This window comes from Halovibrio sp. HP20-59 (genome assembly GCF_033052795.2).
Taxonomy (GTDB): Bacteria; Pseudomonadota; Gammaproteobacteria; order Pseudomonadales; family Halomonadaceae; genus Vreelandella.
On sequence record NZ_JAWJUW020000004.1, the window covers coordinates 133,914 to 148,239 of the forward strand.

Consider the following 14,326-nt stretch of genomic DNA (forward strand, 5'->3'; position numbering starts at 1 on the left):
CGTGATTAAACATTGTTTAGCGCTTCATTCAGCACTAACGGATGATCGGAGCGACAGGCGTAAAGATCGCCGGAAGGGAAGTCGTTAGCACCCTCGGCAAGCCACTGGGTTGTCGCTTGGGGGGATTGCCACTCTTCCCATTGGAAGTGGCGCTGCTCACCGACCACCGCGTTATAACGATAATCGCCGAGGGTGCTTAGGTGCTCAATGCAAGCGCGGCTGACGTCCAGCGCACCGGCGACGAACTCCACCGACAGTGCTGCCACGGGGCAGCTAAGCCCCGCTAATACGTCAGCCTCAAAACCTTCGACATCAACTTTTATAAAGCTGGGTTCGCCATAGTCTTTAATCAATGTGTCTAGGGTGGTGACCGGGACACGCAGCCGCTGTTCCCAGCGAACGTGACTAAAGCCGGCGTTGCGTTCGCCGATTTGTTCGCGCCAGTCGGTGGCCAGGGTCGAAAGTGTGGGGTTGCCGGGGCTAATGGCAATCTCGGCAAAGCCTGGGCTTGGCCCGGCGGCCAGTGGCAGTAGCGTCACGTTGGGTTTGTTGACCATACGCTTGAACCACTTGGCAAGATCAGGTTGCGGCTCAAGGGCCACCACTGTGGCACCCAGCATCTGAAAGGCAGCACTGCGGTCGCCTAAGTGGGCGCCAATATCAAAGGCGATGGCGCCGGGCTGAATGAAAGGTTGGTAAAGGCGTTGTAGCCCGCGTTGGCGCCCCGGCCGCCAATAAATAAATAGCGAGCGGACAAGCCCACTCGCACTGCGCAGCCGTTGCAAATACAGGCGAGGCATTAATGCGGCTCCTTGGTCGTTGTCGGCGGCGCTTGTGATGAGGCTGCCAATGCCAAACGATCAAACTGCTTAAATGACTGGCAGAGCATCGCCCCCCGGCGCTCCGGCGGCGGTAGCCGAAGTGGGTAAGCCGTTTGGGTCGATGGGTCGAGAGGATGCGGGTGGCTACTGCCCATTAGTGCTGCAAAATCAGCGAGTACCGACGGCATTAAGCATTCGCTGGGCGTTTTAACAAGCCCGAGTCGGTGGCCCACCACACCGCCCCAGGTGCTACTGCTTGAGTATTTAACCAGCGGTGCTGACGCCACTAGGCCTAGCCAGGCCGGGGTTAACCAGCCAAAGGCTGTCGGCGAAAAGGTGGCCATGATGCCCGCCCAGGCCACCCCGGTTAGTGTCATCCAACACGTGTGTTGCCATGTTTCACGCCATGTTAGTGACCGCTCACCGCGTTCTTGCGTTTGCCATTCGATAGAGCGTCCTAGCAGCACGTTGATAATAAACAGACTATGCCACGCCATCATCAACGGGGCTAACAAGGCAGCAAACAGCATTTCCAGGAAGGTACTGACGGTCAGACGCAGCCGACCACCGAAAGCATGGGGCGTTTGCCAACAGGCCAGCAGCCAACCGAGTAGTTTAGGCGCCAATAGCATCGCTAAGGTAATTGAAAGCAAGCCGAGCGAAAGCGGGTTAAACGTCATTTTACCTGAAAGCAGTTCACCTGGCGCATCACTCAGCGAGTGAACCGTTACCAATGCGCTGGTGCATAGCAACAGTCCTAGCCACACCAATGAGGATAAATAAGCAAACGCGCCGTAGAAGAAATGCAGGCGGCTGAGGGGATGTAATCCCGCGCCGCTTAGCAGGCGTAAATGCTGAAGGTTGCCTTGCAGCCAGCGGCGATCGCGCTTTGCAAAGTCGAGCAGATTACTCGGCATGGCTTCAAAGCTATTGTGGGAGGCGCTGGCGTAGGGGTCATGGCGCGATACCGCAGAGGTGATAGTGGTGTCCAATATGACCTGCCAGCCGCCGCGTTTGAGCAAGGCGGCCTCGACAAAGTCGTGACTCAGTATTTCACCGCCCAACGGTGGCTTGCCGGAGAGCGTGGGTAGGCCTGCGTAATCCATAAAGGCACGTGTGCGGATAATCGCATTGTGCCCCCAATAGTTGGCTGCATCCCCTTGCCAGAAGCTCTGGCCGGCGGCCAGCATGGGGCTATAGAGCGCTGAAGCAAACTGCGTGAAGCGCCCAAACAGAGTTTTTTGGCCGACCGGGATCGGTACCGTTTGAATCAAACCAAGTGAGGGCTGGCGCTGCATGCGCTGGACCATCTGCAGCAGCGTTGCGCCGCTCATTAAACTGTCGGCATCGAGCACGATCATATAGTCGTAGTTGCGCCCCCAGCGGCGACAAAACTCGGCGATGTTGCCCGCCTTACGGCCGTTATTGTTGGCACGCCGTCGATAATGAATGGCCAACTGCCCGTTAAAACGACGCTGTAAGGCCGCCACGTGGGCCTCCTCTACCTGCGCTTGGGCGGCGTCTTGTGTATCGCTAAGAATAAACACCTCAAAATGCTCGCTCATGGGCCGCACAGCGTCATTTTCATCGCTATTAATGGCGTAGCTCAACAGCGAACGACAGGTAGCTTCAAGCCCGGCAAAAGTGGGGATCGGTGGCTCGGCATAAATCGGCATCACGATGGCGGTGCGGCTCACTAGCAGGCGTGCATTGGGCGTTTGCTTATCGAGCTTGCGTAGGCTAAGTGGGTCGCGGCGCAGCGCGCATACCACAAAGCCACAAACGGCGCCCCAAAACGCCAGCGCGATCCAGCTAAACGTCAACGCGAACAGCACTAGCATGGAGACCTGCCAGCCGATAGCGAGGCTTGTTACGATGTGGTTCATGGCGATACAGCCGGCCGCACTGGAAAGCACTACCGCAAGGGTCAGGCAGGCCCGGCGTGTTGTCAGCCAGGGAATCGATGGTTGGATATCGTTGGTGCTAGGCATCGGGATACCACACGTAATTCCAGGTTTCGCTAACCGGTTCGCCGTTGAGAGTCAGCCGGAGACGAATATCGCTGGGTTGATCGCTTTTGGGTAGCCGGAAACTCGCCCGCCAGCCGTTGTTGGGCAGCGCGGTGACCTGGGGTAGCAATACCTCGCCGTCTTGAGTGCCAATGTCCAGCTCGACGGGCTGGTCGGCGCTAATAGCGTCTAACGCCCCGCCTTGAAAATCGACGATAAACTGGCGCTGATCGGCAGCGGGTGAGTCAACTTGCCCCGGTACTTTTGCGTTCCCGTGGCGGGTGCGAATGACGCGACCTAACGTATGCGCTTCTGGCTGAGCGCTAAGCGTGTAGGTGCGGTAATGCAGGCGGCGGGATTCGCCGGCGTCAAACGTGTCGTCTGCCACCCAGTAGGCGACGATGTTATCGTGAGTTTCATCGGGAGTGGGAATTTCAACCAGTTCTACGTGGCCTGCTCCCCATTCAGCTAAAGGTTCGACCCATTGGCTGGGACGGCGGTGATATTGGGCTTCGGTATCCAGGTAGCGATTAAAGTCGCGTTCTCGCTGCATCAAGCCAAAGCCTTGGGGAGAGTCGTCTATAAAGGCGGAGGTGCGCACGTGAGATGGGTTGCTCAGCGGGCGCCAGATCCATTCGCCGCTGCCGGTGTGCATCAGCAGGCCGTCTGAGTCGTGCACCTGGGGGCGAAAATCGTCTGGCCGCTCGCGGCTTGCTTCGCCGTAAGTAAACATGCTGGTGAGCGGGGCAATGCCCAGCTTGGCAATATCTTCGCGAGCAAACAGTTCCGCTTCGACCTCTACCTGGGTACTGACGCCGGGCTGGATGGTAAACCGGTAGGCACCACTGATTGAAGGGCTATCCATTAACGCTAACAGCTCAATTTGCTTGGCGTCATTGGCGGGTTTGTACAACCAGAATTCGCGAAACGCGGGAAACTCCTCGCCCTCGGCAGACGCCGTATCAATCGCAAGACCCCGCGACGATAGCCCGTAAGCTTGGTCGCGTCCTAACAGGCGGAAGTAGCTTGCGCCGAGGAAAACGGCGAATTCATCGGCGTAGTCGTCATTGTTGAGAGGATAATGCAGGCGAAAGCCTGCGTGGCCGCTGCCGCTTAGATCATGTTCTTGCAGCGTTTCGGCAGCGCCATCGTAGTTGTAATCGTCTGCTGAAAAGGGCAGCGCGGTAACGCCGTCTCGATCAATGACATTGAGGGCGACTGGGGTTTGAAACAAAAAGCCGCTGTGAAACAGCTGTAAGCTGAAGGGACTCTCGTTTTGCCAATAGGCATGCTCGGGGTCAAAACGAATTTGCCGATAAGTATCGTAGTCAAGCTCACGCAATACTGTCGGCAGCGTCTCTTCGGGGGCTTGATACGCTTGCTCGGCAAGCTGTTGAGCATGTTCTATGACCTTACTGAAATGTTGATCGTCTTGGGCAAACGCGGAAGAGATGACGGCACTACTGAGTAGAACCATCCACTTAGCCCGCCACCTACCAATAGTGTTACAACACATGGGCGAAATCCTTTCGGTAGAAGGTCTGCCAACGCTTTGCCATTAGCTACGCAAAACGTGAAGTATTTACACAATAATTATACAATTATGCACAACAGTACATGATTATTGCGTTTTTCAGCAGTCCTTATTCCTTGCTTTTTTCATAACCTCTTACTGAGGTCGACACTGACAGATGATACTTCAGCCACCCTAAGCTAACGCAGGCAGAAATGAGAAGGCGATGAGTCGATTATTATTAACGTTACTAGCCCTGAATGTATTACTCATCGTGCCGCTGTGGTGGCGTTTTGGTGATATCAGTTCCCATCTTATTGCTTGGGAGGCGCTGATTATTGCGCCGCTTATGCTCCTGCTTCCTCCTCGCCCACTGCGTCGTTGGCTGGTCGTTGCGTTAGTCAGTTGGATCTTGATAGCGACTGCGGCTAATCTGGGCGATGCTGCGATTAATATGGCATTTGCCCGGCCATTAAACCTTTACCTTGATATTCCTTTACTGCGCTCTATTTACCATCTGCTAGTAGGTAATGTAGGCCAAGTGGTGGCGATTTGCGCGATGTTCGTCGGGGCCGCCGTGCTGATGGGTATCGTTGTGGGCTTATTACGCTTACTGCTTCCGCCCTTTGACTATTCGCTAAAGCAACTGCCTGGAGCAGCCGCGTTAGCGGTGCTTGTGGTGGGTACCAGTGGTGCCGTGCTGGACCTGGCCGGTGTGCGGCTGGTGGACAGCGCTCGTTTGCCAATACTCAACACCACGCGGATTCAGTGGCAGCAAATAACCGATACACACGCCGCGCGCCTTGCCTTTGCCGAGCAGTTAGACACATCGCCCATTGCCGTTCAGCCCATGCCAGGGCTTGAGGGGCGTAACGTGCTGCTGACGTTTATTGAGTCCTATGGTATCTCGGCGCTGAATGACCCGCGTTATGCAGATGTGTTGCTGGCTACTCTTAGCGAGATGCAGCAGCGCTTGAATAAACGCCACCTGCATGTCGTGTCAGGTATGTTAGAGGCACCTATTCAAGGGGGACAGTCGTGGCTTGCTCATGCAACAGCCCTAAGCGGTCGGTGGATTGATAATCAGCTGTGGTATCGGTTAATGCTAAATAGCGATCATTCGACGTTGATCGATGACTTTAGCGCCACCGGTCAGCGCACTCTCAGCGTAATGCCCGCCATCACCATGGCATGGCCAGAAGGGCAGGCTTACGGTTTCGATCAGATCGCGGCTGCCAAGGATATTGACTATGCCGGTCCTGCGCTCAACTGGGTGACCATGCCCGACCAGTTCACCCTCGATTACACCCAGCGCTACTTGCTGGGCGATACGCCGGTATTTGCGCAATTGGCACTGATTTCGAGCCACGCCCCCTGGACGCCGATTCTGCCAGTGATTGAAGATTGGTCGTTAATAGCAGACGGCCAGGTGTTTACGCCTTGGGAGAATGCTGGTGACCCGCCCGAGGTGCTATGGCAGGACATAGAGCGTATTCGTGATCACTATGCCTGGTCGGTCGACTATGCTGTCAAAGTCACCGGGCGCTGGGCCGAACGGGTGGTGGATAACGACACCCTGTTGATTGTCCTTGGCGACCATCAGGCAGCGCCGCTGATTACCGGCGACGCTGCCAGCAAGGCGGTGCCCGTGCACATTATCAGCGGCGACCCGGCGCTGTTGGCGCCCTTTACGGCGCGTGGATTTATACCTGGCACGCTGCCAGCACTTGAGCAGGCAGCTAACGCGCCCAGGATGAGCCAACTGCGTCACTGGTTGCAGGCCGATTTTGCGGCGCCCGGCGCTGACGCTGACACTTTCCCGCCCCTAGGAACGACGACAAGGATGGAACCATGATTCAGCCGGTGATTTTGAGCGGTGGCAGTGGCACACGGCTTTGGCCGCTCTCCCGCGAGCAGATGCCCAAACAGTTTTTGCCTTTAACCACGTCACAAAGCCTGCTCCAGCAAACACTCAGCCGCTTAGCAGGTATTACCACCGCCGTGCCATTGTTAATGGGACATCACAGCCACCGCTTTTTAATGGCGGAACAGCTTCGTGAGGTGGATCAAGCCGCGACGCTGGTGCTCGAGCCCGAGGGGCGCAATACGGCCCCGGCGATTGCTTGCGCGGCGCTATTGGCGCGTCAATCTGGCGATGATCCGCTGCTGCTGGTATTGCCAGCTGACCATGTGATTGGCGATGTTGAGGCGTTTCAGTACAGCGTTTCGCTGGCTGTGCCGTTAGCCGAAGCGGGTTATTTGGTTACTTTCGGCGTGGTGCCTACCCAGCCTGAAACCGGCTACGGTTATATCGCCTGTGGTGACCCTATCGAAGGTGGCCATCGCCTAGCCGCCTTTATCGAAAAGCCTGACGCCAGGCGCGCCACCGAGCTGGTGGAAAACGGTGGGTACCTTTGGAACAGCGGTATGTTTTTGCTTCCTGCATCGCGCTATTTAGCTGAGCTAGAACGGCTACACCCGAGCATGCTTGAGGCCTGTCAGGCGGCCGTTAGCGGTGCGCATCGCGACCTGGATTTTCTGCGCTTGGACGAAGCCGCGTTTCGACGCTGCCCGGCGGACTCGATCGACTACGCGGTGATGGAGCACTGCGACCACGCGGCGGTTGTGCCCTTGGCGGCGCAGTGGAGCGATATCGGTAGTTTCGATGCGCTATGGGCCACGCTGGAATCTGATGTGGCGGGTAATGCTACTAAGGGCGATACCTGGCTAAGCGATACCCAGGATTCGCTGGTGTTTGCCGAGCACCGCCTGGTAGCCACCCTAGGCGTGCAGAACCATATCGTGGTGGAAACATCAGATAGCGTGCTGGTGGCGCACCGTGATCAGGCGCAGCAGGTAAAGCAGTTGGTGGCAGCGCTTTCTCAAGCGGGTCGTAGTGAACCCGTGTCGGCACCTTTGGTACAGCGTCCATGGGGCAGCTTTCAAGCGATGGATCGCGGCGCGCGTTATCAAGTCAAACATATCACCGTTAAGCCCGGTGGGCGGCTGTCGCTGCAGCGCCACCATCACCGCGCTGAGCACTGGATTGTAGTGAAGGGAACGGCGCGGGTGACGCTTGAGGAAAAAAGCTTTTTAGTCACTGAAAATCAGTCGACCTATATCCCCATCGGCGCTCTCCATCGGCTGGAGAACACCGGCAAAATTCCCCTTGAACTGATCGAAGTGCAGTCAGGGAGTTATTTGGGCGAAGACGATATCGAGCGTTTGGATGATGTTTATGCGCGAGATAACAATGAATGACGGGCAGAGGTGACGGGCAGAGGCTTACCAAAGCCAGCTGGCAGGCCTGGCCGGTGGGCGCCCTTTGCGCACGTCTACCCAACCCAGTACACAGCGTACGCCTAGCCACACGGCTAGCAGCGGCCAAAATAGCGTGCCAATCATGACGATGCTGAGCACAAAGGCAATGCAGGCATACAGGGTGCCTATCCAGAAGGTGCGGATCATATAGCGGTAGTGCTGTTGCAGCCAAGGTGCGGCGTCTTTGCGGTAAACATAGGCAATGATCACGCCAATCAGCAGGGTGATATTGGCGGTGACAATGCCTGCTAAATAAAGCGCGTAGATGATTTGCGGCGTGCGGGTTTCATCGGGCGAACCATGGTGTTGCGTCATCAGGAAACTCTTTTAGATTAATAAAGCCGATAGTCGCGGTAGTTGGGCAGCTTTTGCTGTTCTTGCACCACTTTGCGGTAGCGCTTGTACTCCCACTGATATTGAGCAGGTGCTAAGCCAATCGCAGTTTCCACGCTGGCGTTAACACCCGTGGCAGAAAGCACATCGTCGCTACTATAAACCCGCTCATCGGCATCCAGTAAATGAATCTCAAAGCCTTGGCCGGGAATACGCAGCGCTACCCCGGTGACAACGCGCGCCTGGGTGCGGGCCACCAGTTTGGGCAACAGCGTTGCGGTGTAGGCGTCGCGGCCAAAAAACGGTGCGAAGACGCCGCTGCCCCAGTCAGGCTCCTGGTCGGGCAGTATGCCAATCGCTTCGCTGCGTTTAAGCGCTTTAAGCAGTGCCGCGACGCCGCGGGGATTGGTCGGTACCAAGCTCGCCCCCATGCGCTCTCGACCATGGCGAATAACTGGGTCGAGCGCAGTGATTTTGGGTGGCTCGTACATAGCGGTAAAGGGAAAATGGCTCGATAGCCAGAAATTGAGCACCTCCCAGTTACCGAAGTGGGGAGCAAGCACAATCACCCCCCGGCCCTCTGCCCGGGCATCATCAAGTTTGTCGCGCCCGTGCACCGCTAAAATACCTGCGTTGACTGTTTCCGGTGGTGCCATCCAGGCATGGCCCAGTTCTAACATGGTCGCGGTCGAGTGGCGCAGGCTATGCTGTGCCAATGTTTTACGTTCGCGAGGGCTAAGGCGGGGGTAAACAACGTTGATATTAATATCGGTAATATGGCGTTCGCGCTGGTTAAAGCGGTACACCAAGGGCCCCAGCGCTGACGCAAATCGCCACAGGCGTGAGAGGGGCCAGCGAGAAAGGCGCCGCCAAAGCCAGTTGATCGCGCTGGCTTTGGAAAAACGCCCACTCGTTTCAAGTGTTTGTTGAGACATGGTTAAAACAGCCAGGTGTCTACATTAGAGGGTGCACGCTTTTCTTGCAGACCCTTAAAGCCTTTCACGCAGCGAATAATTAGCCAGACTGCCAGGGCCAGCAAAAGCGGAAAGCCGATCAACACGAAGGTTAGCAGCGAAAAGAGGATGCCGTATGCCAAGCTCATCCAGAAAGTACGAATTTGATACCGGTAGTGTTCGTCCAGCCATTCAGGCCCTTTGCCTTTATAAACGTAAGCAATTACCACCCCAATAATCGACGTAAAACCGAGGATGAAACTGGCCAGATAGAGCGCATAGATAACCATCGCCATGGTGGTGTCAGGCGGCGACTGTTGCGTGCCGTCAACGACTTCGCCTTGAGAGGTGGAATCACTTTGGTTATCAAGCATAACGTTTCCTTTCGATAAAACCGTATAAAGACTGAATGGTTAGCACTTAACGGTGAGTGCTGGATTGTTAGCGCTGGACGGTTTAATGCTGACTAGCACATTTCAGCAAGCGCTGGTCAGTGCGCATTATGATACCGTGCGCTATTGGGCTTATCATTAACAAAAATTGGGCCTTAACGGGAAGCAGGGCGGCAAATTTCTAGCAGGTTGCCATCCGGGTCACGCAGGTAAAGCGATTCAATCGGCCCATTGGCGCCTTGGCGGGCGACAGGCCCCAGTTCTACATCGATACCCAGGACTTCTAAATGCTGCTTAAACTCGTCCAGCGGTAGCTGGCAGCGCAGGCATAAATCCAGACTGCCGGGCGTCGGCGTCGCTGAAATGGGCGCAATGTCAGTATCGGTTTGGTGTAGACGTAGCGCTGTGTCGCCGAGCATTAAATCGACCCGTTGAGCATCGCGGTAGCGGACGTCTAAGCCTAAAACACGCGAGTAAAAATCCACTGCGCGACCCATATCGGTCACGGTAACCACAAGATGATCCAGACCTGAAAGCATGCCACCTTCCTTAATACGTAACGATAAGCCAGAGAATATGATGATGCGTCGCTGTCCGCTCTGTGCGGCATCCACGACGGCGCTTTACTACCGGGATCAGCGTCGTGACTATTACCAGTGTGCCACGTGCAAGCTGGTATTTGTCCCCCCGGCGCAGCATTTGAGCGCTGCTGCTGAAAAGGCCGAATACGATAAACATCAAAACTCGCCGCATGATACGGGATACCGGCGCTTTTTAGGGCGTTTATTTACCCCCCTGCTGGCTAAGCTACCCCCTAACGCCAGTGGACTCGATTTCGGTTCAGGGCCGGGGCCAACGCTGTCGGTGATGTTTGCAGAGCAGGGCTACCCGATGGCTATCTACGATCCTTTTTACGCCCCTGATGCTTCGGTTCTCACCCAAACCTTCGATTTTATCACGGCCACGGAAGTCGTTGAGCATTTGGCACAGCCCGGCCAAGTGCTTGCCCAATTAGTGGCCCAGCTAAAGCCAGGTGGCTATCTTGGGCTGATGACCAAACGGGTCACTTCACCTGAAGCCTTTGCCCGCTGGCACTATATCAGCGACCCCACGCATATCAGTTTTTTTAGCCAAGAAACCTTCCGTTGGTGGGCACAAGAGAATACGTTAGTAGTGGAATTTCCTGGGCCTGACACGGTTATTCTGAGAAAACCGCTGTGGCCGATAGTGATGCCATTAGAAAAGCATTGACTTTGCCCAGTTGAGGGCAATAATTACGCGCCGTAATACTACCTGACTAGATGCGCCAGGTGGGATGACGGTTTATATCATTACGTTTGTAATGCTGCTTTTCATCCTTCTGGTCAAGGTGAGGTATTCATGTCGCGGCAACTGCTCGCCATGGCGCTGGCCCCCCTGCTGGGGCTATTTATTCTCGGGATTGGCAACGGTTTTCTGGCCACCTTAATTACCGTGCGTTTGGATGCCGCTGGCGAGTCGGCCACGCTAATCGGTATTGTCTCTTCAGCCTACTTTATCGGCTTAGCCTTAGGCGCCTTGGTGAATGACCGCCTGCTGCTGCGCATTGGCCATATTCGCGCCTACGGCAGTTTTGCCTCGCTAGTGGCGGTCACCGTGCTGCTGCAAGGTTTGTTCTTCGATCCCTGGGCCTGGTTTGTGCTGCGCCTGATCGGCGGCTGGGCCACGGTGGGTGTTTACCTGGTCATTGAGAGCTGGCTGCTGACGTCGGGCGACCAAAAAGTCCGCGGTCGCCTGCTGGCGCTGTACATGATTTCGCTGTATGCCGCCGGCGTATTGGGTCAGCTGCTACTCGGCGTGACCAATGCCATGGGCGTCACCGCGCCCTTTATGGTGATTGGCCTGTTGGCATCGCTTTCAGTGCTGCCTATGGCGATGATTCCCCGCGTCTCACCGATCATGGAGCACGCCGAGCCGCTGAATCCGCTGCGCCTGGTCACGCTGACGCCGACCGGCGTGATGGGCAGCTTAGGTTCTGGCATGGTAGTCGCCGCAGCGTATAGCCTCTTGCCGCTTTATCTACAACGGATTGGCATGAGCGTCAGCCAAGTGGGGCAGATGATGGCGGTGGTGATTATGGGGGCCATGCTGCTGCAGTACCCCATTGGCCGCTGGTCGGATCGCCACGATCGTCAGATAGTGCTGATGGGTATTAGTGGTTTCTGTGTGCTGATTTCTGCCGCGATGGTCTGGCTGCCGCTTTCGACGCTAATGCTGGCGGCGCTGCTCTTCTTGCTTGGCGGGGGCGTATTTGCGCTCTACCCGGTGGCCGTGAGCCACGCCGCCGACCGCGCGCCCGCCGGGGCGCTGGTGCGCATGAGCCAGGGCCTGCTGCTGATTAATTCGATTGGTGCCACTATTAGTCCGCTGATGATTTCCCCGGTGATGACGGTGATGGGCGATGCTGGTCTGTTCTGGGCCTTTGGCGCGCTGAGCCTGTTCTTCTTACTGTTCTTCTCCTGGCGTCGCAGCGTACGCCCGGCGCCGGTGCCCGTGGCGCCCTTTACGCCCACGACACCGATGACCACCGCCGGTGCTGAACTGGTCGTCACCGAAGAGTTAATGCAAGGGGCGCTTGAGCACGAGCACCTGGAGGATCTGTCTGATGCCGTATGGGATGTGAATGTGGCCGAACCCGTAGTGGGGCCGCCCGCCGAAGATAAAAGCCATATCACCTATTATGATGATGTGGAGCAAGTAAGCAGGCGTAAATAAAGACCGGGTAAAGACGTGATGGGTAACGGCTGATACCTTGGGCTAATGGTGTAAAGAGGAGAGTGCTACTACTATTCCAGCGACACTTTCAAACGACTGTTTAACTCTTGGCCCGAGGTTTTGTTATGAACTATTACGCCGCACCGGTACGCGATTTGCGCTTTGTGCTCGAAAAGCTACTAGCGCACCGTTCGCTCAACCTGCCGGGCTTTGAAGAAGCGACCCCCGACCTAGTCGAAGCAGTACTTGAAGAGGCCGCAAAACTGGCCGGTGACGTCTGGGGGCCGCTTAACAAGATCGGCGACCAGCAGGGAGCTAAGCGTCACTCAGATGGCAGTGTGACCACGCCGGAAGGCTTTGCGGCGGCTTACCAGGCGTATGTTGAAGGTGGCTGGAACGGTATTGGTGTCTCTGAGGCGCTAGGCGGCCAGAACCTGCCTGAGGTGGTCGCAAGTGCGGTGCAGGAGATGCTACACGGTGCCAATATGGCGCTAGGCCTTTGCCCCATGCTGACCGCCGGTGCTATCGAAGCGCTGGCTAATCACGGCAGCGATGCGCTCAAAGCGACCTACTTGCCCAAGCTGGTGGAAGGCAGCTGGACGGGCACCATGAACCTGACCGAATCCCAAGCGGGGTCGGACCTCTCCCAAGTGCGCACTCGCGCCGTGCCTGAAAACGACCACTACCGCATCAGCGGTCAGAAAATTTATATCACCTGGGGCGAACACGACGCCGCCGATAACATCATTCACCTGGTGTTGGCCCGCAAGCCCGATGCACCGGCAGGCAACAAGGGCATTTCGCTGTTTTTGGTGCCCAAGTTTCTCGTCAATGAAGACGGCTCGCTGGGTGAACGCAATGACGTTACTTGCGCCTCCATTGAGCACAAGCTAGGCATTCACGGCTCGCCCACCTGTACCCTGAGCTTTGGCGAAAACGGTGGTGCGATCGGCTATTTGGTCGGTGAAGAGGGGCGTGGTTTGAACCACATGTTCACCATGATGAACGAGGCGCGCCATAAAGTTGGCATTCAGGGCATCGGCGTGGCCGAGCGCGCCTGCCAGCACGCCTTCGCCTACGCCTTGGAGCGTCGTCAGGGGCGTGCTCCAAAGACACGTGGCGGCGCCGAATGCAGTATCAGCGATCATTTAGACGTGCGCCGTATGCTGCTTTCCATGCGTTCGCGCACCGATGCACTGCGTGCGTTGGCGTTGTACTGTGCCGCCGAGCTGGATACCGCCCGCCACGCTGAAAGTAATGAAGCCCGTCAAACCGCCCAGGACCGAGCGGATATTCTGATTCCAGTGATCAAAAGCTTCTCTACCGATCAGGCGGTGGATATCGCCTCCATGGGGATTCAGGTACACGGCGGAATGGGTTACGTGGAAGAGACCGGCGCTGCCCAGCTATTGCGCGATGCGCGCATTGCGCCCATTTACGAAGGCACCAACGGTATTCAGGCGCTCGATTTGGCGGGGCGTAAACTCCAGCGTGACAACGGCGAAGCGCTCACCGTGTTGCTTCACGACGTTGCCGCTACCGTGGACCAGCTTAATGCCGACCCTGCACTGGAAGCGTTGGGACGTGGCTTGGCCGCAGGGCTTGAAGATCTAAAAGCCGCCCAAGCAATTGTGCTGGAACAAGGCCGCGATCCTGAAAATGGTGCAGATGCGGTGCAGGCCTATGCCACGCCGTTCCTCAACTTGGCGGGCCATGTGCTGTGCGCTTGGCAAATGGGCCAGGCGGCGTTGAGTGCAAAAGCCGCTCTTAACAATGGCAGCGACGATCCCTTCTATACTAGCAAGATGTGCAGCGCCGAGTTTGCCATTACCCAATGGTTGCCGGTAGGTCGTGCTCAGCTCGCGGTCATTGAGGCGGGGATACAGTGCCTAAGCGAATTTGAGATTCGTTAACGTTATTTTCTCAGCTTAGCACCGCCGCCCCTAGAGGCGGCGGTGCTGTTTTAAGGTTGTTAAATCGACCACTTGAAACAGCGACACCTCGCTGCAGCGACGTTCAGCGAGCTACCCAAAACCGCAACGGGAAGATATCAACGTCTGGCCCGCGTGAAGAACTCAAGAAGGCTTTGGACCCCCAAATACCGCCCTTGCCCACTGCTCAGGCGCATGGTTGCAGCGGGATACATTGGCCGTAAAAGCGGCCGCGGGTTTTATTTTTATAAATAAATGAACGTCGCATAAAGAAGTGATTGCCACTCAACCAAGCGTTC

12 protein-coding genes and 1 pseudogene are annotated in these 14,326 nt (G+C 56.4%); 6 read left to right on the plus strand and 7 right to left on the minus strand.

The genetic code is table 11. From position 1 onward, the window contains the following. Window positions 1-5 precede the first annotated feature (5 nt). From RZA33_RS06285 to RZA33_RS06295, 3 genes are read right to left on the minus strand one after another with little or no spacing between them, the layout of a single operon-like run. A complete protein-coding gene (locus RZA33_RS06285; RefSeq protein WP_317507002.1) occupies window positions 6-800 on the minus strand; it encodes an FkbM family methyltransferase in 795 nt (264 codons plus the stop codon). Further along, window positions 800-2,812, minus strand: a complete 2,013-nt coding sequence (gene mdoH / locus RZA33_RS06290; protein ID WP_317507003.1) for a glucans biosynthesis glucosyltransferase MdoH — start codon at window positions 2,810-2,812, stop codon at window positions 800-802. Before mdoH ends, RZA33_RS06285 begins: the two co-directional genes overlap by 1 nt. Then, a complete protein-coding gene (locus tag RZA33_RS06295; RefSeq protein ID WP_317507004.1) occupies window positions 2,805-4,307 on the minus strand; it encodes a glucan biosynthesis protein G in 1,503 nt (500 codons plus the stop codon). The genes mdoH and RZA33_RS06295 overlap by 8 nt, the downstream gene beginning before the upstream one ends. Window positions 4,308-4,569: 262 nt before the next feature. Here RZA33_RS06295 and RZA33_RS06300 point away from each other — a divergent pair, with 262 nt between their 5' ends. Next, the gene (locus RZA33_RS06300; protein WP_317507005.1) at window positions 4,570-6,198 is read left to right on the plus strand and encodes an alkaline phosphatase; all 1,629 of its coding nucleotides are present in this window, start codon (window positions 4,570-4,572) and stop codon (window positions 6,196-6,198) included. Continuing rightward, window positions 6,195-7,604, plus strand: a complete 1,410-nt coding sequence (locus RZA33_RS06305; RefSeq protein WP_317507006.1) for a mannose-1-phosphate guanylyltransferase/mannose-6-phosphate isomerase — start codon at window positions 6,195-6,197, stop codon at window positions 7,602-7,604. The genes RZA33_RS06300 and RZA33_RS06305 overlap by 4 nt, the downstream gene beginning before the upstream one ends. Before the next feature lie 24 nt (window positions 7,605-7,628). Here RZA33_RS06305 and RZA33_RS06310 read toward each other — a convergent pair whose 3' ends face one another. From RZA33_RS06310 to RZA33_RS06325, 4 genes are all read right to left on the minus strand, one after another. Beyond that, window positions 7,629-7,979: a DUF4870 family protein gene (locus RZA33_RS06310; protein ID WP_317507007.1), complete on the minus strand. Its 351-nt coding sequence runs from the start codon at window positions 7,977-7,979 to the stop codon at window positions 7,629-7,631. A gap of 17 nt (window positions 7,980-7,996) precedes the next feature. Then, entirely contained in the window at window positions 7,997-8,932 is a 936-nt protein-coding gene (locus tag RZA33_RS06315; RefSeq protein ID WP_317507008.1) for a lysophospholipid acyltransferase family protein, read from the minus strand. 2 nt (window positions 8,933-8,934) lie between these two features. Continuing rightward, complete coding sequence (locus RZA33_RS06320) at window positions 8,935-9,324, minus strand: DUF4870 family protein (RefSeq protein ID WP_317507009.1); 390 nt, start codon at window positions 9,322-9,324, stop codon at window positions 8,935-8,937. Window positions 9,325-9,497: 173 nt separating this feature from the next. Further along, window positions 9,498-9,881 (minus strand): VOC family protein, encoded by a 384-nt coding sequence (locus RZA33_RS06325; RefSeq protein WP_146875244.1) that lies wholly within the window; start codon window positions 9,879-9,881, stop codon window positions 9,498-9,500. On the opposite strand from RZA33_RS06325, the gene RZA33_RS06330 reads away from it, so the two are divergent. From RZA33_RS06330 to RZA33_RS06345, 4 genes and pseudogenes are all read left to right on the plus strand, one after another. Further along, complete coding sequence (locus RZA33_RS06330) at window positions 9,880-10,593, plus strand: class I SAM-dependent methyltransferase (protein WP_317507011.1); 714 nt, start codon at window positions 9,880-9,882, stop codon at window positions 10,591-10,593. The two genes, RZA33_RS06325 and RZA33_RS06330, sit on opposite strands and share 2 nt — an antisense overlap. Before the next feature lie 129 nt (window positions 10,594-10,722). Then, window positions 10,723-12,096 carry an MFS transporter gene (locus RZA33_RS06335; RefSeq protein ID WP_317507013.1) on the plus strand — a complete coding sequence of 458 codons (1,374 nt, stop codon included), beginning with the start codon at window positions 10,723-10,725 and terminating at the stop codon, window positions 12,094-12,096. Window positions 12,097-12,221: 125 nt separating this feature from the next. Continuing rightward, entirely contained in the window at window positions 12,222-14,009 is a 1,788-nt protein-coding gene (locus RZA33_RS06340; RefSeq protein ID WP_317507014.1) for an acyl-CoA dehydrogenase, read from the plus strand. A gap of 163 nt (window positions 14,010-14,172) precedes the next feature. Beyond that, window positions 14,173-14,282: pseudogene (locus RZA33_RS06345) on the plus strand (3-hydroxyacyl-CoA dehydrogenase family protein); the annotation flags it as partial. Between the last annotated feature and the right edge of the window lie 44 nt (window positions 14,283-14,326).

Coding starts and splice junctions, on each gene's coding strand:
- RZA33_RS06310 (WP_317507007.1), bottom strand. CDS start 7,979: ATGACGCAACACCATGGTTCGCCCGATGAAACCCGCACGCCGCAAATC.
- mdoH (WP_317507003.1), bottom strand. CDS start 2,812: ATGCCTAGCACCAACGATATCCAACCATCGATTCCCTGGCTGACAACA.
- RZA33_RS06305 (WP_317507006.1), top strand. CDS start 6,195: ATGATTCAGCCGGTGATTTTGAGCGGTGGCAGTGGCACACGGCTTTGG.
- RZA33_RS06340 (WP_317507014.1), top strand. CDS start 12,222: ATGAACTATTACGCCGCACCGGTACGCGATTTGCGCTTTGTGCTCGAA.
- RZA33_RS06330 (WP_317507011.1), top strand. CDS start 9,880: ATGCCACCTTCCTTAATACGTAACGATAAGCCAGAGAATATGATGATG.
- RZA33_RS06325 (WP_146875244.1), bottom strand. CDS start 9,881: ATGCTTTCAGGTCTGGATCATCTTGTGGTTACCGTGACCGATATGGGT.
- RZA33_RS06285 (WP_317507002.1), bottom strand. CDS start 800: ATGCCTCGCCTGTATTTGCAACGGCTGCGCAGTGCGAGTGGGCTTGTC.
- RZA33_RS06295 (WP_317507004.1), bottom strand. CDS start 4,307: ATGGTTCTACTCAGTAGTGCCGTCATCTCTTCCGCGTTTGCCCAAGAC.
- RZA33_RS06300 (WP_317507005.1), top strand. CDS start 4,570: ATGAGTCGATTATTATTAACGTTACTAGCCCTGAATGTATTACTCATC.
- RZA33_RS06335 (WP_317507013.1), top strand. CDS start 10,723: ATGTCGCGGCAACTGCTCGCCATGGCGCTGGCCCCCCTGCTGGGGCTA.
- RZA33_RS06320 (WP_317507009.1), bottom strand. CDS start 9,324: ATGCTTGATAACCAAAGTGATTCCACCTCTCAAGGCGAAGTCGTTGAC.
- RZA33_RS06315 (WP_317507008.1), bottom strand. CDS start 8,932: ATGTCTCAACAAACACTTGAAACGAGTGGGCGTTTTTCCAAAGCCAGC.